Origin of the sequence: Paraburkholderia panacisoli, assembly GCF_008369935.1 — a bacterium.
Taxonomy (GTDB): domain Bacteria; phylum Pseudomonadota; class Gammaproteobacteria; order Burkholderiales; family Burkholderiaceae; genus Paraburkholderia; species Paraburkholderia panacisoli.
In genome coordinates this window covers 67,333-87,793 of sequence record NZ_VTUZ01000011.1, presented here as the reverse complement: position 1 = coordinate 87,793, position 20,461 = coordinate 67,333, and the positions used below count along the sequence as shown (strand labels likewise).

The window sequence follows — 20,461 nt, the reverse complement described above, 5'->3', positions numbered from 1 at the left end:
AGTCACAGAGTCAAAAACGGGGCGAGACAATCCTCCAATAGCGTCAGCCCGCGTGGCATTCGCGCAGCCGGCCGTCTCGCCTCACGTCCAACTTTTGAGGGAGACAAGCATGGCAAAGGCATTCGCATCCCAGGCCGATCTGGAAGTCAAGAAAGTCACGTGGACCAAGCTGTCCGACAACGCCTACGCGTACACCGCCGAAGGCGATCCGAACTCGGGCGTGATCATCGGCGACGACGGCGTGCTGATCGTCGACACCACCGCCACCCCGGCCATGGCGCAAGACCTCATCGCGAAGATTCGCAGCGTCACCGACAAGCCGATCAAATACGTCGTGCTGTCGCACTATCACGCGGTGCGCGTGCTCGGCGCGTCGGCGTATTTCGAAGAGGGTGCGCAGCAGGTGATCGCGAGCCGCGGCACGTACGAGATGATCGTCGAGCGCGGCGAAGCGGACATGAAGTCGGAGATCGAGCGCTTTCCGCGTCTCTTTGCCGGCGTCGAAACGGTGCCGGGCCTGACGTGGCCGACGCTCGTGTTCGAGAAGGAAATCACGCTGTTCCTCGGCAAGCTCGAAGTGCGCATCGCGCATCTGGGCGCGGGTCACACGAAGGGCGACACGGTGGTATGGCTGCCGTCGCAGAAGGTGCTGTTCTCCGGCGACCTGGTCGAGTACGACGCGGCCTGCTATTGCGGCGACGCGCAGCTCGAACAATGGCCGGCCACGCTCGAAGCACTGCGCGCGCTGAACGCCGACAAGCTGGTGCCGGGCCGCGGCCCCGCATTGACCACGCCGGAAGAGGTCAACAAGGGTCTCGACTACACGAAAGACTTCGTCACCACGCTGCTGGAACAAGGTCGTGAGGCTGTCGCGCAGAAGCTCGATCTGAAGGCCGCGATGGCGCTCACGCGCAAGGCGATGGACCCGAAGTTCGGCCACGTGTTCATCTACGAGCATTGCCTGCCGTTCGATGTCTCGCGCGCGTTCGACGAAGCGAGCGGCATCACGCATCCGCGCATCTGGACCGCGCAACGCGACAAGGACATGTGGGACGCGCTGCAAGCCTGACGAGAATAGAAACACAGCGACGCAGAGCAGAGAGATGGACGGAGACACAAGATGAGCATCAACTACCAGACGTTGTCGTTCGAATACCAGCCGTGCCGCGAACAGAGCGCACAACCGGGCGCGGAGCAAGCTGTCCATCCGGTGATCGTGGTCGGCGCGGGCCCGGTGGGTCTTGCCACCGCGATCGATGTCGCGCAGCAGGGCGTGCCGGTCGTGCTGGTCGACGACGATTGTTCGTTGTCCACCGGATCGCGGGCGATCTGCTTTTCGAAGCGCTCGCTCGATATCTTCGACCGCCTGGGCTGCGGTCAGAAGATGGTGGACAAGGGCATCAGCTGGAATGTCGGCAAGGTGTTCCTGAAAGACGAACTGGTGTACACGTTCAATCTGCAGCCGGAAGCCGGGCATCACCGGCCCGCGTTCATCAATCTGCAGCAGTACTACGTCGAAGGCTTTCTGCTCGAACGCGCGCAGGAGATGCCCAATCTCGAGATCCGCTGGAAAAGCAAAGTGGTCGGTGTGCAGCAGAACGGCGCGCCGGGTAGCCGCGAAGCCGGCGTGACGCTGACGGTCGAAACGCCCAATGGGCAGTATCCGTTGCGCGGCCGCTATGTGGTTGCCGCCGACGGCTCGCGCAGTCCGATGCGCAGGCTGATGGGACTCGACAGCAAGGGCGTGACCTTCAAGGACCGCTTCCTGATCGCCGATGTGAAAATGGAAGCGGACTTTCCGACCGAGCGCTGGTTCTGGTTCGATCCGCCGTTTCATCCGAACCAATCGGTATTGCTGCATCGTCAACCGGACAACGTGTGGCGGATCGACTTCCAGTTGGGATGGGACGCCGATCCCGTCCTGGAGAAAACCCCTGAGCGAGTGATTCCGCGTGTGCGCGCATTGCTCGGCGCGGACGCGAAGTTCGAACTGGAATGGGTCAGCGTCTATACGTTCTCGTGTTTGCGGATGGAGCGCTTCCGGCACGGCAACGTGCTGTTCGCGGGCGACTCCGCGCATGGCGTGTCGCCGTTCGGCGCGCGCGGCGCGAATAGCGGCGTGCAGGACGCCGAAAACCTCGCATGGAAGCTGGCGATGGTGCTCGACGGCAAGGCGTCGGATGCATTGCTCGACACGTATGCAAGCGAACGCGAATTCGCCGCCGACGAGAACATCCGCAACTCCACCCGCTCCACCGATTTCATTACGCCGAAGAGTCCCGAGAGCCGGGTCTTCCGCGATGCCGTGCTGAAGCTGTCGCGGCATCATCCGTTCGCGCGTCAATTGACCAATAGCGGACGGCTCTCAGTGCCGGCCGTGTTGCGCGATTCCCCGCTGAATACAGCGGACCATGACCGCTTCGACGGCGCGATGGTGCCGGGCGCGTCGTGCGTCGATGCGCCGGTGCAAGTGGACGGGCAAGCGGGATGGCTGTTGCCGCAGCTCGGCCAACAATTCACCGGCGTGCTGTTCTGCGGCGAGCAAGGTATCGATCTGGCGACGCGGGCCGCGTTGGACGCGCTGCGCGCGGGGCCGATTCCGTTGCAACTGGTCATGGTGACGCGCGGCGACGCGCAGGCCGCGTCGTTGCCGGGCCTGCGTGTGGTTCACGACGCCGAGGGTTTGGCGAGCGCACGCTACGACGCTGCACATGGCACGTTCTACCTGATTCGGCCGGATCAGCATGTGTGCGCGCGTTGGCGGCAAGTCGACACGAGCGCTGTCGAGCATGCGTTAAAGCGCGCGCTGTGCGTCGAAGGCACGTCCTGAACGCGCAAGCCCGCGTCGCACACGCAGGGCATGAGCGCATGAGCGTACGAGTAAAAAATAGCAGGAGACAGACATGGCATTGAACACGCAACCGAACCTCGACCGTCCCGACGATTTCTACGAGGCGCTGATCGACATGCATCGCGATCTGGACGACGCGCAGAGCCAATCGGCGAATGCGCAACTGATCCTGCTACTCGCCAACCATATCGGCGATTACGCGACGCTGATCGAAGCCATGCAGCACGCACGCGAAGGCGTAACCGATGCGTCGGTCCAACACACGGACGAGCATCCGCTGGCGGCCTGAGGCCGCGTAAAAGGCGAGCGGCGAGCAGCGGGCAGAACACGCGCGGCCACGGCGCCGCGCGCTACTCAAACCGGCAACGCGGCGCATCGGCGCGTGCGCGTGCCGTTTCAGCAGAACCCATCCAAGCGGCGCATCAAGACGCCGGACCTACCGGGTCCGTTGGACCCTCACGTTTGGAGAAAACCGATGAGCCAATCTTTCGCCCCTGCGCTGGAGCCGGATGCGTCCGGCACCGCCCATGACGACCTGCTGTATCGCAAGGTTTCGCTGCGGATCATTCCGTTTCTGTTTCTGTGCTACGTGGTGTCGTTTCTCGATCGCATCAATATCGGCTTCGCGCAATTGCAGATGAAGCACGACCTCGGTTTCAGCGACGCGATGTATGGTCTCGGCGCGGCGGTCTTCTACATCGGCTACGTGCTGTGTGAAGTGCCGAGCAACCTTCTGCTCGCGCGTTTCGGCGCGCGCCGGACTTTCACGCGGATCATGCTGCTGTGGGGTATCGCTTCGGTCGGCATGATGATGGTGTCCACGCCGACGCATTTCTACGTGATGCGCTTCATGCTCGGCGTGTTCGAAGCGGGCTTCTTTCCCGGCATCGTGTTGTATCTGACCTATTGGTATCCGGCGCGGCGGCGCGCGGCCGTGCTGTCGATCTTCTTCGCGGGCGTCGCGGTGGCGGGCGTGCTCGGCGGCCTGGTGTCCGGCTGGATCATGCGCGACATGGCCGGCGTATTGGGACTGTTCGGCTGGCAGTGGATGTTCGTGATCGAAGGCGCGCCCGCGATCGTGCTCGGTCTGCTCGCCGCGTTCTATCTGGTGGATGGCCCGCAACACGCGAGCTGGCTCAGTGCGGCGGAGAAGGCGCGGCTGATCGCACAACGCGACGAGGACCGCCGTCACGGCTCGCACACGAACGCGCATTCGTCGCGCTCGTTGATGCAGGCCTTGCGCAATCCGCGCGTCTATCTGTTCGCGTTCATCTACTTTGCGCTGACCTGCGCGTCGTTGACGCTGAGCTTCTGGATGCCGCTGATGATTCGCGACTTCGGCGTGCACGACGTGCTGGCGATCAGCCTGTACACGGTGATCCCGAATGCGGTTGGCGCGGTGGGGCTGATTCTGATTGCGCGTCATTCGGATCGTCGCGGCGAGCGTCGCCGTCATTTTGCCGCTTGCACGATCGGCGGCGGCGTGGCGCTCTCCCTGTTGACGCTGCATCTGAGCAGCTTTCCTGCGATGCTTGCGATTCTCTCGCTTGCCGCGGTGCTGATCTTCGCAGCGCTGCCGATCTTCTGGACGGTGCCGTCCAGCTATCTGTCCGGCACGGCGGCTGCCGCCGGCATCGCGTTGATCAGCAGCATCGGCATTACGAGCGGCATCATTAGTCCGTGGGTGATCGGTCAGATCAAGACGCACACCGGCAGCATGGACAATGCGCTGTATCTGTTGACCGCGTTGCTCGTCGTGAGCGGCGTGGCATTGCTGCTCGGCGTGCCGAAAGAGCGGAAACCTGGCTGAGAATCGTGGCGCGTCGCGGACGTGATCTCGGGCAGAGTCGCGATCACTCGATTGCGCCGGGCGTCCGGCGCGATCCGCGACGATGTTCGCGCAGTCAGCGCGCGGCGATGAGCGAGTCGGCTCACGTAGTCAGACCGCTTTCAAAGCTGATCAAACGCCAGACCCTTCGGCCACCCAAACGTGTGCACCTGCGTGATCGGTTGCGCGAGCGCGACCGCCGCGCGAATCTTGCCGCCCATCGGCAGATCGAGCAGATGCCAGGAGCCGTGCTGCGCGAGATCGAATGCGCTGCTCGTGGTATCGCTCGACAGCAGATTGCCGTCTATATCCGCGGGTGCATAACGCAACGCATTGCACAGGCTGTTGTAGCGAGCATGCCGGCGCATTTTCTCCAGCGTCTCGTCGAGCGCCGCGCCGGGCGAAGGCACCACGACACTCAAGCCAAGCGTCGCCGACGCAATGCCGATCACGATCCAGATGCCGCCGTACGCGATATCGATGATGATGCCGCGGCCATCGCGAGGATGGCGGGCGCGCAGTTTCTCGTTGCCGTCGTCCTGCAGATCGACGGCGCGTGGCTCGCAATCGAACAGATGGCCGACGATCCAGCGCACCACGACTCGCGCGCTGATAAAGCGTTTGCGCAGCGCCGCGTTCGGATGCAGACGTGCGCGCTCACGCTCGGTCTTCGACAGCCAGCTATCGCCTTCCTGCACCGGCACCGGCAGCCATTCGCAGCGAAAACGCCACAAGTGCAGTTCGCCGGCGCGCGGCGCGGCTAGGTTGCGCGGATAGTGGCGCGTCAGCGGATGCGACTGGAACGCGGGCGCGGCCACCGCGACGCTGGCGTGAGCGGCTCGAACCGGTTGGCTCGGCCGTTCGACGAGCGCCCGGTCAATCGGGCATTTAGTCACGCGCGAATCGCCGCCGTCCCGCACCGGCTCTGACACAGACGCCGGCGCAGCCAGTTCCAGGTCGAATGACATGGGATTGTGTCCTCAATGCATATACGTGACGCGGCGTGCCTGCACGTCGAGTTCCACGCCGGCGTCGAGCAGATCGATCGCGAACCAGCGAAGCAGTTTCAGCACGCCGCTCACGGCGGGCGCGGGCAGCCATTCGCTCAACATGCGCAACGCGGCCCCGCTATGCGTCTTTTGCAGCAACGCGATGGTTTGCAGGATCACCGCTTCGTCCTTGCCGAGCTCGCTGGCGCAACGGCAGCGCATATCCAGCGGACGATAGGACACGTGCATCAGCGAGCGCATCAGCAGATCGAAGTGTTCGATCCCGTCCGGCCGCAAACCGACGTTGCTCAAAATGTCGCGCCAGTGCACGCTGCCGCGCGCCGTTTCGCAGGCCGGCCGCAGCCACGTGCGAACGGCGCTGAGAACCGTGCGCTCGGGCGCATCGCTGGTATCGGCCTGATGGTCGTCGATCAGTTCGGGGCGGCTGCTGTGATGAGAGCGAAAGTGCATGGTTGCTCCTGAATGGACACGGTCCAATGAGTCGCGCCGGCCGGATTGAACGATGCCGCGTCGCAGGCCAGCGCAGGTCGCGTGCGACGGATCGCCGCCGACGCAGCGCGTGCGTCAGAGGCCTGAGCGGTTGCCCGGATCAGCGTGAACCGATGCGGGGCGAATGTGCGTTTTGCCGCAAGCGAATGCGCATTTCACGACGGGCGGATGTGCATTTTCACCGCGGGCGAACGTACGTTTTTAGTTAAGCGGGCTGCGGCGGCAGCCAGTCGCGCACGTGCTCGCTGCGTGATGGACGTGTGGGCGCATGGCCAGGCGTTTTGGGCGTGCCGACGAACAGGAAGCCGAGCAGGCGCTCGCTCGGCGCGAAACCCAGCGCGTCGTGCAGACGCGCTTCGTAGCAGTCCGGGCCGGTGGCCCAGAAGCCGCCGTAACCGAGCGCATGGATTGCGTTCAGCATGTTCATCGCCGCCGCGCCCGCGGCGAGCAACTGCTCGATCTCGGGCACCTTCGGGTGAGCCTTCAGCGCCGCGCCGAGCGCGATCACGAGCGGCGCCGCGAACGCCTTCTGCCGACGATGCGCATGCGCGGAGCGCGGCTCGCCGGGCGAGCGCGCGCAGGCGAGGTCGACCAGCAGGTCGCCGAGCGGACCGCGCGCGTCGCCGCGAATCGTGACGAAGCGCCATGGCCGCAGATTGCCGTGATCGGGCGCGCGCAAGGCTGCGTCGATGATCAGGTCCAGCTCGGTGTCGGCCGGGCCGGGTTCGGTGAGCGGCCATTGGGATTGGCGCGACAGCAGCACGTCGAGCGCAGCCGGCGCATTGGAATTGGCGTTGGTGTTCGCCTTCGTTGCGACGGCAGGCGGAGCAGTGGTCGAGCGCGGGCTCCCGGTTTCGGCGCGGCTGAGGTCGAGCGTCGTCATGATTTCTGGTTCGGCTGATGGCATGGGGTGAATCATGGGCCAAATCACTACTAAATGCAAATGATTCGCATTTAGTAGGCAGTTCCGGCTCGCGCTTCGCGTCGGGCCAAGGCGAGGGTGGGCGCCGTCGCAGGCCGCGTCGACAGGCGACATTTCGGGCCACTCTTGAGACCCGACGGCGGCCACGCACACCGGCGCGCGATTGCTGGTATAAAGGCAACTAACGGTCAGTCCCACCAAACGCCCCCAGATATGATGGCGACGTGCCGCATTTAATCCCCCGTTCCAACCGTTTCGCAGAAGACCAGGTCATTCCCGCTAACCCATGCCGCCCACCTCACTCGACACCGCACCGAACTCCATGTCCACCGAAGCGGCCCAGCGCCTGCCGACCCTGACGCTCGCCGCCGCGCTATCGCTAGGCAGCGCGATCGCGCTGGGACTCGCGCGCTTCGCCTACGCGCTGCTGCTGCCGTCGATGAAGCTCGACCTCGGCTGGAGCTTCGCTCAAGCCGGCGCAATGAACACGGCCAATGCGCTCGGCTATCTGCTCGGCGCGCTGGCGTTTCCGCATCTCGCGCGCCGCTGGTCGGCCGGCGCGTTGTTCGGCGGCGGTTGCGTGGCCACCGCGCTGCTGATGGCCGGCAGCGGCCTGCTCGCCGACACCGACTCGCTGCTCGCGTTGCGCGTCATCACCGGCGCGAGCAGCGCGGCGATCTTCATCGGCGGCGGCGTACTGGCCGCGCGGCTCGCGTCGGCGCGGCCGCACGACGCGGGGCTCGTCCTCGGCTTGTACTACGGCGGCACGGGATGGGGCATCGTGGCGTCGTCGGTGCTGGTGCCGCTGACGATCCTCAACGTCGCGCACGGCTGGCAATTCGCGTGGTTCGCGCTGGCGGCCGCGTGCGCAGTGTTTGCGGCGGTGGCGATCGGCGCGGCGCGCAAAGTCGACAGCGCGCATGTGAGCGCCGCAGCGGCGGCGCGCGGGCCTGGCCCGGTCGCGGGGCTGCATTGGCCGCGCTTCAGCATGGCGCTGGCGGGCTACGGTTTGTTCGGCGTCGGCTATATCGGCTACATGACGTTCATCGTCGCGCTGCTGCGCAACGCGGGGATGAGCGCGGCGGTCGTGACGGGCTTCTATCTGCTGCTCGGCGTGGCGACGGTGGTGTCGGCGCGCGTGTGGTCCGGGCTGCTCGACCGGATGCGCGGCGGTCAGGCACTCGCGGTGCTCAACGCGTTGCTCGCCGTCGCGACGCTGCTGCCCGCGTTGTTCGCGCAGCCTTGGCTGGCGTTCGTGTCGGGGCTGCTGTTCGGCGCCACGTTTCTGTCGGCGGTCGCTTCGACCACGGCGTTCGTGCGCCACAATCTGCCCGTGAGTCACTGGGCCAAAGGCATCAGCGCTTTCACGATCGTGTTCGCGTTCGGGCAGATCGTCGGGCCGATGGTGATCGGCTGGGTGTCGGACGGCGCCGGTCTTGCGCGCGGCCTGGTTTATTCCGCGTTGCTGCTGGCGGCCGGCGCCGTGCTGGCCGCTTGCCAGAAGCCGTTGCGTTAAGCGTGAGCCGGTCTTCCGGCTACAACAACTTCGCTATTCAGCGAGCACGCGGCGTCCTGGCTGATGTACGGCATTGCTTTAACCGCTGATCCGCTGATGAATCGCCTCGCAATGACGAACCAGCGCGCGGCGCGATAACACGTAGCGCTTTAACGGCATGTCGATCTCGTAGAAATAGATGTTGGCGATGAAGCCATAGATCGCCGCGTCGACAGTGGCGGGAGCGGGGCCAAAGACAAACCCGCTGTCGCCGAGCAGATCGGCGACGACGCGTAGATCGTCGATACCTCGCGCATATACCTGTTCCGGCTCGTAGCGGCCGATGCCCTGATAGTGATAACGCAAGCGGTTGTACTCACGCGCCGCTTCGAGATCGCTCGCGTGCACCTCGGCGTGCGCGGCGAGAATGGCGTCGCGGAACGACGGCCAGAAGCGATCGTCGCGCCAACGTGAAAAGCTCATCGACCAGTACAGATCGTCGAGCGTTCGCCGCACCATGAAGTCCAGATTCAATTGTCCGGCCGAAAGCGCGCGGTCGATCTGTAGATCGTACCGGGCTTTCAAATGCGCGATGATGCGGTCGCTGTCGCCGATCGTATCGTCGCCATCGACCAGATACGGCAGTTGACCGCGCGGAGCGAGGCTTGTATCGAGGATATGCCGGTGCTCGAAGTTCATTTCGCACAACTTCATGAACGCGAATACCTTCAGGCCGAACGGATTGTTATCGGCTACGCCGAACAGGTCCGGATACGAGTAGAGAGTGAGCATCAGATTCTCCCCGCGAGAAGTGGCAATTCACAGCGAAATCGCTTAATGCGAAGACGGCGCGGCAGATGGCGAGCACGGCAATCGTCACGATACTCTCAAGCTTGCGCAATATAACGGCATGATTTTCATGGCGCGCTGTCGGTATCAGGCCGGAATGAATGTTCTGTGCAAGAACATCACCCAATGCGCATTCAGCACACGTCAACACGTGGCTATAATGACCTCGCCGTGCCGTCCACGATTCGTGGCTGCGTCGCAATCCTCACGACCCTGCGTCGCATCCGTACCGTCTTCGCATGATTGAAATTTCAATTCGAAGCTTTACTGAGCCGCGCGCCGAGGCGTTACGATTATCACGTACCCAGGCCAAAGAAGGCGTGCCGTCGGGGCTGTCCGTCGCATTGCCGTTCTTTCTGCACGGGCCGCGCCGGGTCCGTTGGCCGAGCAGATCGTCCAGCAGACGCGATCCAATCCCCTGTCTGTTTTCTACCTGTCGCGCTTGCTTGCCGAGCATGGCTCGCACGAGTGCGATGCCGAAGCCACCGCCCGCCTCGATACAAGCCGCACCGCCTTTTTGTATCGCAATGTATCTACGCCGTTAGCCGGTACATAACTTTGCATTGCTCACATTTGCAGACACAAGCCCGATACGTCAGCGGGGTCTAATACCTCCAGGCCAGACGAACTGGCTTTGCAGAACAGAACGCAAACAGGTGTTTGCGGCAATCAATTCTCTCGAGGTGCAAATCATGAAGCTCGTTCAGTCGCTTATCGTCGCCGCTGTCGTCGCTATTCCCGCTTTGTCGTTCGCGCAGTCGAACCAGCCGCTTACTCGTGCCGATGTTCGCGCACAACTGGTCGAGTTGCAGCGCGCCGGTTACAACCCTGCCAGCGATCAGGCTCAATATCCGAAGAACATTGAAGCAGCGCAGGCGCGCCTGAATGCGCAACAGAGCTTGTCGGCGTCGTCGTACGGTGGTTCGACGGCCGGCACTTCGGCATCGGGTTCGCGTGACGCGCAGCCGGATGTTATCGGCCTCGGCCCGGTTTACGCAAAGCCGTAAGCAGCCATGCGCTTGACCGGCCGCGCCTTTCGACGCGCCAGTCGACCAATTCAATCCGTGCCGCGGCAGTCGCCGCGGTACGTCACGCCGGGCTTCACGATGAAAAGCCCGCTTCCTCTAGTGCGAACTACATCATCAGGAGAATAGCCATGTCGGACCAGATCAACATGCGGCGCCGCCGTCTGCTAGGCACCACCGTTGCCGGCATCAGTCTGCTGGAGTTGAGCCTGAGCGGACTGGCTCACGCGCAGTCCAATGCGACGGCGGGCAGTACGAAGGCGGCAGGCGGCGCGTCATTCGGGCCCATTCGGCAGATCAATGCCGGCACGCTGAGCATCGGCTATGCGGAAGCGGGTCCGCAGAACGGACCGGTCGTCATTCTGCTGCACGGCTGGCCCTACGACATCCACAGCTTCGCGGAAGTCACGCCGCTGCTGGTGGCCGCGGGCTACCGGGTGATCGTGCCGTATCTGCGCGGCTATGGGTCGACGCGCTTCCTGTCCGCCGATACGCCGCGCAACGGTCAGCAGGCGGTGGTCGCGGTGGACATCATCGCGCTGATGGACGCGCTGAAAATCGACAAGGCGGTGCTGGGCGGCTTCGACTGGGGCGCGCGCACGGTGAATATCATCGCGGCGCTGTGGCCGGAACGCTGCAAGGCGATGGTGTCGGTGAGCGGCTACCTGATCGGCAGTCAGGAGGCGAACCGTGCGCCGCTGCCGCCGAAGGCGGAACTGACGTGGTGGTACCAGTTCTATTTCGCCACGGAGCGCGGCTATGCGGGCTATGAAGCGAACCGGCACGACTTCAACAAGCTGATCTGGCACACGGCGTCGCCGAAATGGGATTTCGACGATGCGACGTTCGAGCGCTCGGCGCAGTCGTTCAACAATCCGGATCATGTGGCGGTGGTGATTCACAACTACCGGTGGCGCCTGGGGCTGGTGCAGGGCGAGGCGCAATACGACGAACTGGAAAAGCGTCTGGCGATGGCGCCGACGATCGGGGTGCCGACCATCACGATGGAAGGCGATGCGAACGGCGCGGCACATCCCGAGCCGGCTGCGTACGCGAAGAAATTCACGGGCAGGTATCAGCACCGCAACCTCAGTGGCGGCATTGGGCACAACGTGCCGCAGGAAGCGCCGAAGGCGTTTGCCGACGCGATCATCGATGTCGCGCGCCCCTAGTGCTTCGCGTCGACGCCAACCACGACCTGTTTCAATCGGCAGGGGGAAACCGGGATGCAAGCGATTCGGACTGCGCGCGCACTCGCTCGAATGACCATTCTGTATTGCGCGACGAGGTGATGGCGCAGGGCGTTCAACCGGCGAAGTCGCCGATTTATGGCGTGGCCATTCCCGAGGGCTATCGTAAGTGGGAAATGATCGCGCCCGCCGCGGAAGCTGCGCCGCTAGACAAGCTTCGCGTTGTGCTCGGCAACGCCGCGGCGGTGAAGGCGATTGAGAACTCGACGCTGCCGTTTCCGGATGGCGCCATTCTGGTCAAACTCGCTTATAAGCGCGAACAGTCCGGCGAATTCGAAACGGCGACGATTCCTGCCAGCCTACGACGGTACAGGTGATGGTGAAAGACTCGCGTCGCTATGCATCGGCCGGCGGCTGGGGCTTTGGCCGGTTCGTCAACGGACAGCCGGTGGATCTGGCGCAGCATCAGACGTGTTTCGCGTGTCACGAGTCGCATGTCAAGAGTCGTGACTATGTCTTTACGCGGATTGCACCGTAACCTTGCGATTGCCTGGTTGTTTGCGGGGCTGGTCGGCATTGGCGATGCGTGGCTGGCGTTGTTGGAAACTAGTGCGAACAGAGTCGCGATGAGTGGAGGTATCGCTCATCGCGATTTTTTTTGCGTGACGCGCTGAAGCGGCGCGACACGGCTGCGATGTTTTGCGGCAACCTTGATCGGAGACTATCCATCGACCTTTCAGGCACATCAGCATCACGCCATGCCTAGACAGTGCATAAGGGCGGCAACTCAGCGCGTTGCCTGATTCGCTTCAGAACGTGCCCGGTTGACCAATGGGATGTGGCAAATCGGCTTCGGAAGCCTTTGACGTTTTCAGGCAAAGCGGTATGTGGGTAGTCATCTCGACGTCAGGGAACCCGCCAGGCCGAGATTTGCGGATGCTGTGCACGTGTCACCTCAATATCTGCGACGCTTGCCCGGTTCGTAACGCATATCACTGAGGAGATACGTAAGCAGGCTTGGCTGGACCGCGCTGGGAGCCGCTATGGCGAATCACGCCGGATTCCAGGTATTCCGGAAGTGATCGAAAGAATTGGGTTTCGCCACTCACTTCTGATGCAGAAACTGGCGTTGCTATGAAAGCGTGGATAACTAAAAACAATGCGGCGCGCTCACTGGAGCGCGCCGCCAACTCTCACGAAGAAGAGGAAAGGCCACTACGCAGAACGCCGAGCCATCCGGTCGACGTCAGGCAATAGCGCTCAGCAGACCTTAGACAACCGCAATGGCAACGTCGATATTGCCGCGCGTCGCTTTCGAGTATGGACACGTTTGGTGCGCCATATCTGCCAGAGCCCGTGCGACTTCGCGATCGACACCCGGCAGGCTGACGTTAAGACGCGCCCGCAGGAAATAAGCGTCGCCGTTCATCCCCAGATCGATCTCTGCATCGACGGCGGTGTCATGCGGCAGCGCGACGTTCATCTTCTTCGCAGCGAGCCCCATTGCGCCGATGAAGCAAGCCGACCAGCCCGCGGCCAGCATCTGCTCCGGATTCGTGCCGGCAGCCGCACTGCCGGGCGCCGAGAGCTTCACGTCCAGCCGACCATCAGAGCTGCGGGACGCGCCGTCGCGGCCGCCGGTGGTGTGGGTCTTGCCGGTGTACAGCACTTTATCGAGTTGGGTCATGATGAATATCCTTGCTTGATTGGTTTAGTGATGCGAGTAAGCGGAGCGCGGCGCGTTTAACGCAATGCGCGCACCCGACTGGGAAACCGTATCGCGCACGCCGCCATAGGACTGCGCGGCCGCGTCGGCATCGATGCTGGCCATTGCCTGCGGTTGTTCGGCGCGAACCGTCTCGGCGCTCTGGCCGCGTTGCGATGAGGGTGCGCCCGCGAGCGGATCGTAGTGCGGCGCGGGGCCATAGCCGCTGCTGGCGAAAGCGGGAGAGACGGCAACGGCACTGGCAACGAGCGACGCCGCGATAAGAAGATGCTTGATCATGATGAGCCCTCGAAACAGTATGTTGAAACGTGACGGTGCGCTTCGCGCGGCTCCGGATGTGTCGCATCAGATGGCGTGATCCGGAGCGCAGCGCTTGGCAACGAGCGGCGCTCAGCTTCCCTGGTAGAGTTGCTTGAGGGCGGCGAGCTGGCCGTCTTTCTGGGCGCGCACCAGTTCCTGACGAACCTCCTGACGGGTTTTCCCCGTCGCGCTGCTGTGGTCGGGCGTCCATTGGTGCATATGCTGAATGTTCAATTTGTCTGCGTTTGCATCGACCGAAGTGGTGGCGTAAGCGGATGCGGTCGTGGCGAATGCGGCGAGAGCCAAAGCGATCATCGAAACTTTCATGTCGTTCTCCAGAAACTGAGCAAGAGGCAAATAGGAAAAAGGCGCCGGTTTGGCTGAGAGGCGAGCCGCATTCGATTGAGGTTCGCGGCAAGGTGTTTCTCAGCGTCCGTCGTTGATGCATTAGAACCGGCTGAGGTATCTGGCTTGTGTCGCGAGGGCGGACGATTGCAATGCTGTGTATCAGTGCGATCGGCAGATACGTTGCGATACAAATCTGCGGCACCGGCTCCTGTCCGCCGAGCACGTCGATTCATGGCGCTCCGCGTGCGCAGCGTGCTTGCAGACGCTGCCATACAAAAAACGGGCCGAAGCAATGTCACACATCGCCTCGGCCCGTCCAGACGTCACAGCAGAAACCCGGCATCAATCCTTTTGCGCGAGCAGAGCCTGAATCGCGGCTTCCGTTTGCGCGTAGTCGCCTTCACCGAAGTGCGTATAGGCAACCCTGCCTTTCTTGTCGAGCAGATAAAAGGCCGGCCAGTACTGGTTGTTGTAAGCGCTCCACGTTGCGTACTGGTTGTCCTGCGCCACCGGATAACTGATACCGAAGCGCTTGATCGCGGTCTTCACGTTGTCGGTATCGCGCTCGAACGGATATTCGGGCGTGTGCACGCCGATCACCGCCAGGCCTTGATCCTTGTATTTCTGGTTCCAGGTCTTCACGTACGGCAGCGTATTGATGCAATTAATACAGGTGTACGTCCAGAAGTCGACCAGCACCACCTTGCCTCGCAATTGCTGAAGCGTGATCGGATCGCTGTTCAGCCATTTCGAAATGCCGGTGAATTCCGGTGCGGGCGGGCCGTCCTTCAACGGCGCGGCGAGAACGGCGGTGCTGGTAGCCGCCGTGGCGGCAAAGGTGGCGGCGATAGCGAGTGTCTTGAGTTGGGAGAGCATGTCAAAGTCCTTTGAGGGCGGGAAAGAGCGCGGCGATCCGCGCGTAAATCAGAACGTCGTATTGCAGATAGATCGCGAGGGCGGTCAGCATCACGAGCACGCCGAACACCTGTTGCAGGCGCTGCGCATGGCGCGAGACCACGCGTACCCGTTGCGTCACGTAATGTCCGCCGTAGATGATCGCGAGCATTGGAATGGCCGCGCCGATCGCATACAACGTAAGCAGCAGCGCCGACCATCCGAGGTCCTGCGCCTTGACCACCAGCACCAGGATCGAAGCGAGCACGGGCCCGGCGCACGGTGTCCACACCGCGCCCAGCGACATGCCCAGCACGAAGCCGCCCGCGTTGCCGCTGCCGGGCTGCACGCCAGGCGCGATCGCGGCGCCGATACGCTCCAGCGGTCCCTGCAATTGCGCAACGAGCCAGTCATAGGGGCGCGGCCACAGGCGCAACAGTCCGGACAGCGCGAGCAACGCGATGCCGGTATTGCGCAGCGCTTGCTGCGCGACGTGCACCGTGCTGGACACGGCGCCCAGCAGCATCGCAAACGAAGCGAAAGTGATGATGAATCCGGCGATGATGAACAGCGGCCGCGCGCGGCTCGGTTGCTCGACCGAGGTGCCGAGCAGGATCGGCATGACTGGCAGAATGCACGGAGAGGCAATGGTGAGCAGCCCGGCCAGCAGGGCGAGCGGCGTTTCAAAGGTGCTGTGCATGATGGACGTTCCGTTGGCTGGTATGGCCGTATTGGAACGTCCGCGCGTATCTGGCTTATGTCGGCAATGCCGTGCGCTTGCAATGTTTTGTGTCTGCGTGAGGTCGGGATACACTGCGACACAATTCGCCGCGCAAGCCAGGCTATAAAGCAGGCATGCCATAACAATGGTGCATCCGGGGCGTGATTCGCCGCTTCATACGAGCCGGGTGCGGACGAAACACCACGAGAGATGACGCATAGATGGACTCTACCGACCACGTACTGATCGTCGACGACGACCGCGGCATTCGCGAATTGCTCGCCGGCTACCTCGAGAAGAACGGCATCCGGGTTTCGCTCGCCGCCAACGGCCGCCAGATGCGCGCCGCGCTGGACCAGGGCGCGCCCGATCTGATCGTGCTGGATCTGATGCTACCGGACGAAGACGGACTGGTGCTGTGCCGCGAATTGCGCGCCGGCAAATTCCGCACGGTGCCCATCCTGATGCTGACGGCCCGCGACGAGGAAGCGGACCGGATTCTCGGTCTGGAAATGGGCGCCGACGACTATCTGACCAAACCGTTTGCCGCGCGCGAACTGCTCGCGCGGATTCGCTCGGTGCTGCGCCGCGCACGTATGCTGCCGCCCGGCATGCAGGTGACAGAGTCGGCGCAAATGCTGGAATTCGGCGATTGGCGGCTCGACACCACCGCGCGCCATCTGCTCGATGCCGAAGGCACGATGGTCGCGTTGAGCGGCGCCGAGTACCGTCTGCTGCGCGTGTTTCTCGATCACCCGCAGCGGGTGCTGACGCGCGATCAGCTGCTCAACCTGACCCAGGGCCGCCAGGCCGATCAGTTCGACCGCTCGATCGACCTGATGGTGAGCCGCTTGCGCCAGCGCCTGCGCGACGTCGCGCGCGAACCGCGCTACATCAAGACGCTGCGCAGCGAGGGCTATGTGTTCTCCGCCGCCGTGACCGCGATCGGGGAGCCGGAATGAACATGCGTTCGTGGCTGCATTGGCCGCGCACTTTGTTCGCGCGGCTCGCGGTGATTCTGTTCGTCGGCCTCGCGCTGGCGCAGACGCTGTCGTTCTGGTTCACGCTGACCGAACGCGACCAGACCATGACCAACATAATGATGGGCTACATCGAACGCGAGGTGGCGAGTTCGGTGGCGCTGCTCGATCATTTGCCGCCTGACCAGCGCGCGCAGTGGCTGCCGCGTCTCGCGCGGCGCAGCTATGAGTTCGTGCTCGGGCCGGGCGTTTCCGGCGCGCCGGTCGATGCGAGTCTGTCGGCGCGCGTTGCGCAATCCATTGGCGACGGCATCGGCACACACTATCCGTTGACGGTCAACGCGGTCCCCGGCGAGCGCGAGCGCCTGCAGGTTCATCTGAAATTGAGCGACGGCACGCCGCTCACGATCGATCTGCGGCCGATGCCGGGCGCGCCGCTGTCGCGCTGGCTGCCGCTGGTGCTGCTGCTGCAATTGATCGTGCTCGCCGGCTGCTGCTGGCTGGCGGTGCGGCTCGCGACGCGTCCGCTGCATCAGCTCGCAGTGGCGGCCGATGCGTTGGGTCCGGACCTGAAAGCGAGCCGGCTGCCTGAAGGCGGACCGTCGGAAGTCGCGCGGGCGGCGCGTGCCTTCAATGCGATGCAGGACCGCATCTCCACCTATATGGCCGAGCGCATGCAGATCCTGGCGGCGATTTCGCACGACCTGCAAACGCCGATTACGCGCATGCGCTTGCGCGTCGACGTGATGGACGACGACGACCCGCAGGCCGCGAAGCTCAGACAAGACCTGCACGAGATGCAGGCGCTCGTCAAAGAGGGCGTCACCTACGCGCGGACGATGCACGGCACCACCGAGATGCCATGCCGGATCGACCCCGACGCGCTATTCGACAGCCTCGTTTGCGACTACGTCGACGCCGGCCAGCAAGTGTCTCTGCAAGGCCGCTTCGGCAAGTCGCTGACGACGCGTCCACAGGCGTTGCGCCGCATCGTGGGCAATCTCGTCGACAACGCGCTGAAGTTCGGCGGCTCAGCGGAGATCAACATCGCCGAGGTGCACGACGGCCAGACCACGGTCAGCGTGTTCGATCGCGGCCCCGGCATCCCGGACGAGTCGCTGGAAGCGGTGTTCGAGCCGTTCGCGCGGCTGGAAACATCGCGTAATCGCCAGACCGGCGGAACGGGGCTCGGTCTCGCTATCGCGCGGCAACTCGCGCTTGCAATGGACGCGACGCTGTCGTTGCATAACCGTGTGAGCGGCGGACTTGAAGCGAGGTTGACGCTAAGGAATCTGAGTTGAAGAGCACCTTGGCTCGCTGGCGGTGGTGCCGAGCATTGCCACCGTATGGCGGCTAATCCGCGATCTCCGGCCTCAGCCCCGACTTCGTTGACGCGTCTTGCGCGTGCGCGGTTCATTCGCCTGCGGCGTCGCGAACATCGGCATGCGCTGCTGAATCCATTTGAGCAATTCCAGCGGACCCGGCGCGAGCGGCCGATCCGCTTTGACCAATACTCGCGCCTGCGCGCTTTCAAAGAGCGGATGCGCGATCGGCACCGTGGTCAGTTCGCCGCTCGCGAGTTCACGGTACGCGGCGAACTCGCCGATCAGCGTCATGAAGTTATCCGCAGTCACGAACCGCTTCAACGCGCCTAGCGAGTTGGTCGTCAGGGTCGGGCGGATCGCGATGTTCTCGGCCAGCTCCGCCATCTTCACGACATGGCCGATGCCGAAGGTCGGCGGCATCAGCGCGAGCGGGTACGCGCGCAGATCGTCGATGCTAGCCGGTCCTTTTCTTTGCGCGAGAGGATGATCGCTTCTCAGCAGTAGCACCACGGGTTGAAGCGAACTCGCGCGATACTCGATGCGCGCATGCGGCGGCGGGTTGTACGCGAGCCCGATATGCGCGCGGCTTTGCGCGACTTCGTCCAGGATCGCGTCGACCGCCAGCATGTCCATGCCGATGGTCAGTTTCGGATACCTGGCACAGAACGGCGCCAGCACATCGTCGATCAGCGTATCGACATAGCCCTCGCTGACGGCCAGTTGAATATGCCCTTGCTGAAGGCCTTTTAGCGCCTGCAATTGGTCTTCGAGCTTTTCCTGCTGCGAGCGGTAGCCTTGCCAGAACTCCAGCAAATGCGCTGCCGCTTCCGTCGGCTTGACGCCTCGCGCCTGACGCTCGAATAGCGTCGTCCCCAATTCGTCTTCGAGCAGCTTGATTTGCCGAGTGATCACGGACGGCGACGTATTGATGTTGTCCGCGGCGCCACGAATGGTGCCGTGAGTCAGTACCTCGTTGAAATACCGAAGGCGTTGCTGATTGATTTCTCGCATTTTCATCGCTCCCGCACGCTTGATGCGTTGCTCGCAAAGCAACGATATGTGAACTTAGTTGCTCTTGCTATCAGTGTTTTGCCCTGCCACCATCAATTCAAACCTGACGAACAGGTCCAGTGACAGGAACAGGAGACAAGCAATGTCAGCAATCCATCCATCGACAGCCGGCGACGCCGCCTCAGCGCTCTATAGCAAGCTCAACTGGCGGCTGCTGCCGTTTCTGGTCGCCTGCTACATGTTTGCGTATCTGGACCGCGTCAACGTCGGCTTTGCCAAGATCCAGATGCAGAGCGACCTGGGCTTCTCCGACGCGGCTTATGGCGTCGGCGCGGGCATCTTCTTTCTCGGCTACGTCCTCTTTGAAATACCCAGCAATCTCATGCTGCCGCGAATCGGCGCACGTCGGACCTTCAGCCGGATCCTCGTGCTGTGGGGCATCACGTCGGCCTGCATGCTGTTCGTGCAGAACGTGTCGACGTTCTACGCGATGCGCTTCCTGCTCGGCGTTTTCGAAGCGGGCTTTGCGCCGGGCATGATCTACTACCTGTCGTGCTGGTACGGACCGTCGCGCATGGCGCGGGCCATCGCGCTGGTGTTCGTGGCCGGGCCGCTGGGCGGGATCATCGGCGGTCCGACCTCGGCATGGCTGATGACGGCGCTCTCCGGCGTATGGGGACTGGCCGGCTGGCAATGGATGTTCCTCGTCGAGGGAATCCCCTGCGTTGCACTCGGCCTGCTCACGCTGCGCGTGCTGTCGGATCGGCCCGCGGACGCCAGCTGGTTGAGCGACGACGAAAAGCTGCTGCTGGATCGCGAATCCGCGCCGGCCCATCACCGCGCCCATTCATTCAAGGACGTGCTGCGCAGCCCGCGAGTCTATGTGCTCGCCATCGCTTACTTCTGCCTGATCTTTCCGATCTACGCGATCAGCTTCTGGCTGCCGACGCTGCTGAAAGATCAAGGTGTCAATGACACGATCCGCCTTGGCTGGTATGCCGCGATTCCTTATCTGGCGGCCGCGATCGGCATGTACCTCGCGGGGCGCAGCTCGGACCGGGTGGGCGAGCGCCGCTATCACTGCGCGGTTCCGGCGCTCGCCGCCGCGGCGTGCCTGATCGCGGCGATCTTCTCCGATGGAAGCCTGACTCTGACGCTCGTCGCGATGACGGCCGCGACCGCATGTCTCTGGATGGCCTACACGGTCTTTTGGGCGATTCCGTCGCAACTCGTGGAAGGAACGGCGGCTGCGGGCGGCATCGCGTTGATCAACACGGTCGGCTTGTCCGGTGGTTTCTGGGGCCCCGCCGTGTTCGGCTGGACCAAGACGTGGACCGGGAACATGCATATGGGTCTCATCGTCATGGCTTGCGCCGCGATGGTGTCGGCCATTCTGATTTTGACCGGCAAGCTGACGCTTGCGAAAAAGCCGGTCTGAAAGATCCCGCCGCCGGATGCACATCAGTGCGCGCCGAGTCCAGACCAGAGCCGCGCACT

General features: G+C 63.2%; 20 protein-coding genes and 1 pseudogene. 11 read left to right on the top strand and 10 right to left on the bottom strand.

Annotation, left to right across the window (positions count from 1 at the left end; all coding sequences use genetic code 11):
* The first annotated feature begins 109 nt into the window (after positions 1–109).
* From FVF58_RS18115 to FVF58_RS18100, 4 genes are all read left to right on the top strand, one after another.
* Positions 110–1,069, top strand: coding sequence for an MBL fold metallo-hydrolase (locus FVF58_RS18115; protein WP_149671251.1), 960 nt, complete (start codon positions 110–112; stop codon positions 1,067–1,069).
* Positions 1,070–1,120: 51 nt separating this feature from the next.
* Positions 1,121–2,830, top strand: a complete 1,710-nt coding sequence (locus FVF58_RS18110; protein WP_149671250.1) for an FAD-dependent oxidoreductase — start codon at positions 1,121–1,123, stop codon at positions 2,828–2,830.
* A 73-nt stretch (positions 2,831–2,903) separates the two neighbouring features.
* Positions 2,904–3,140, top strand: a complete 237-nt coding sequence (locus tag FVF58_RS18105) for a DUF2783 domain-containing protein (protein WP_149671249.1) — start codon at positions 2,904–2,906, stop codon at positions 3,138–3,140.
* A gap of 186 nt (positions 3,141–3,326) precedes the next feature.
* Positions 3,327–4,661 carry an MFS transporter gene (locus FVF58_RS18100; protein WP_149671248.1) on the top strand — a complete coding sequence of 445 codons (1,335 nt, stop codon included), beginning with the start codon at positions 3,327–3,329 and terminating at the stop codon, positions 4,659–4,661.
* A gap of 140 nt (positions 4,662–4,801) precedes the next feature.
* Here the strand turns inward: FVF58_RS18100 and FVF58_RS18095 are convergent, their stop codons facing one another.
* From FVF58_RS18095 to FVF58_RS18085, 3 genes are all read right to left on the bottom strand, one after another.
* A complete protein-coding gene (locus FVF58_RS18095; RefSeq protein WP_149671247.1) occupies positions 4,802–5,647 on the bottom strand; it encodes a 4'-phosphopantetheinyl transferase family protein in 846 nt (281 codons plus the stop codon).
* Between the two features lie 12 nt (positions 5,648–5,659).
* Positions 5,660–6,139 (bottom strand): hypothetical protein, encoded by a 480-nt coding sequence (locus tag FVF58_RS18090; protein ID WP_149671246.1) that lies wholly within the window; start codon positions 6,137–6,139, stop codon positions 5,660–5,662.
* A gap of 244 nt (positions 6,140–6,383) precedes the next feature.
* Positions 6,384–7,061, bottom strand: a complete 678-nt coding sequence (locus tag FVF58_RS18085) for a nitroreductase family protein (RefSeq protein WP_246217102.1) — start codon at positions 7,059–7,061, stop codon at positions 6,384–6,386.
* A gap of 325 nt (positions 7,062–7,386) precedes the next feature.
* On the opposite strand from FVF58_RS18085, the gene FVF58_RS18080 reads away from it, so the two are divergent.
* Complete coding sequence (locus FVF58_RS18080) at positions 7,387–8,616, top strand: YbfB/YjiJ family MFS transporter (protein WP_149671245.1); 1,230 nt, start codon at positions 7,387–7,389, stop codon at positions 8,614–8,616.
* A 78-nt stretch (positions 8,617–8,694) separates the two neighbouring features.
* On the opposite strand, the gene FVF58_RS18075 is transcribed toward FVF58_RS18080, so the two are convergent.
* The gene (locus tag FVF58_RS18075) at positions 8,695–9,387 is read right to left on the bottom strand and encodes a glutathione S-transferase C-terminal domain-containing protein (RefSeq protein WP_149671244.1); all 693 of its coding nucleotides are present in this window, start codon (positions 9,385–9,387) and stop codon (positions 8,695–8,697) included.
* A 749-nt stretch (positions 9,388–10,136) separates the two neighbouring features.
* Between FVF58_RS18075 and FVF58_RS18070 the strand changes: the two genes are divergently transcribed.
* The 3 genes and pseudogenes from FVF58_RS18070 to FVF58_RS18060 all read left to right on the top strand — a co-directional run bounded on the left by FVF58_RS18070 (position 10,137) and on the right by FVF58_RS18060 (position 12,197).
* The gene (locus FVF58_RS18070; RefSeq protein WP_149671243.1) at positions 10,137–10,451 is read left to right on the top strand and encodes a DUF4148 domain-containing protein; all 315 of its coding nucleotides are present in this window, start codon (positions 10,137–10,139) and stop codon (positions 10,449–10,451) included.
* A 149-nt stretch (positions 10,452–10,600) separates the two neighbouring features.
* On the top strand, positions 10,601–11,641 hold the full coding sequence (locus FVF58_RS18065; protein ID WP_149671242.1) for an alpha/beta fold hydrolase: 1,041 nt from the start codon (positions 10,601–10,603) through the stop codon (positions 11,639–11,641).
* 119 nt (positions 11,642–11,760) lie between these two features.
* Positions 11,761–12,197 (top strand): annotated as a pseudogene (locus tag FVF58_RS18060) (cytochrome P460 family protein).
* A gap of 732 nt (positions 12,198–12,929) precedes the next feature.
* Here the strand turns inward: FVF58_RS18060 and FVF58_RS18055 are convergent.
* The 5 genes from FVF58_RS18055 to FVF58_RS18035 form a co-directional block, all read right to left on the bottom strand.
* Entirely contained in the window at positions 12,930–13,346 is a 417-nt protein-coding gene (locus tag FVF58_RS18055) for an organic hydroperoxide resistance protein (protein ID WP_149671241.1), read from the bottom strand.
* A gap of 24 nt (positions 13,347–13,370) precedes the next feature.
* A complete protein-coding gene (locus tag FVF58_RS18050; RefSeq protein WP_149671240.1) occupies positions 13,371–13,664 on the bottom strand; it encodes a hypothetical protein in 294 nt (97 codons plus the stop codon).
* Positions 13,665–13,775: 111 nt separating this feature from the next.
* A complete protein-coding gene (locus FVF58_RS18045) occupies positions 13,776–14,012 on the bottom strand; it encodes a DUF4148 domain-containing protein (protein ID WP_149671239.1) in 237 nt (78 codons plus the stop codon).
* Positions 14,013–14,375: 363 nt separating this feature from the next.
* Entirely contained in the window at positions 14,376–14,909 is a 534-nt protein-coding gene (locus tag FVF58_RS18040) for a thioredoxin family protein (protein ID WP_149671238.1), read from the bottom strand.
* A gap of 1 nt (position 14,910) precedes the next feature.
* On the bottom strand, positions 14,911–15,627 hold the full coding sequence (locus FVF58_RS18035; RefSeq protein WP_149671237.1) for a cytochrome c biogenesis CcdA family protein: 717 nt from the start codon (positions 15,625–15,627) through the stop codon (positions 14,911–14,913).
* 242 nt (positions 15,628–15,869) lie between these two features.
* Between FVF58_RS18035 and FVF58_RS18030 the strand changes: the two genes are divergently transcribed.
* Both FVF58_RS18030 and FVF58_RS18025 read left to right on the top strand, forming a co-directional pair.
* Complete coding sequence (locus FVF58_RS18030) at positions 15,870–16,610, top strand: response regulator (RefSeq protein ID WP_149671236.1); 741 nt, start codon at positions 15,870–15,872, stop codon at positions 16,608–16,610.
* On the top strand, positions 16,607–17,929 hold the full coding sequence (locus tag FVF58_RS18025; protein WP_149671235.1) for an ATP-binding protein: 1,323 nt from the start codon (positions 16,607–16,609) through the stop codon (positions 17,927–17,929). The genes FVF58_RS18030 and FVF58_RS18025 overlap by 4 nt, the downstream gene beginning before the upstream one ends.
* A 72-nt stretch (positions 17,930–18,001) precedes the next feature.
* Here the strand turns inward: FVF58_RS18025 and FVF58_RS18020 are convergent, their stop codons facing one another.
* The gene (locus FVF58_RS18020) at positions 18,002–18,964 is read right to left on the bottom strand and encodes a LysR family transcriptional regulator (protein ID WP_149671234.1); all 963 of its coding nucleotides are present in this window, start codon (positions 18,962–18,964) and stop codon (positions 18,002–18,004) included.
* A 142-nt stretch (positions 18,965–19,106) separates the two neighbouring features.
* Between FVF58_RS18020 and FVF58_RS18015 the strand changes: the two genes are divergently transcribed.
* Positions 19,107–20,402, top strand: a complete 1,296-nt coding sequence (locus FVF58_RS18015) for an MFS transporter (protein ID WP_149671233.1) — start codon at positions 19,107–19,109, stop codon at positions 20,400–20,402.
* Positions 20,403–20,461: the final 59 nt, after the last annotated feature.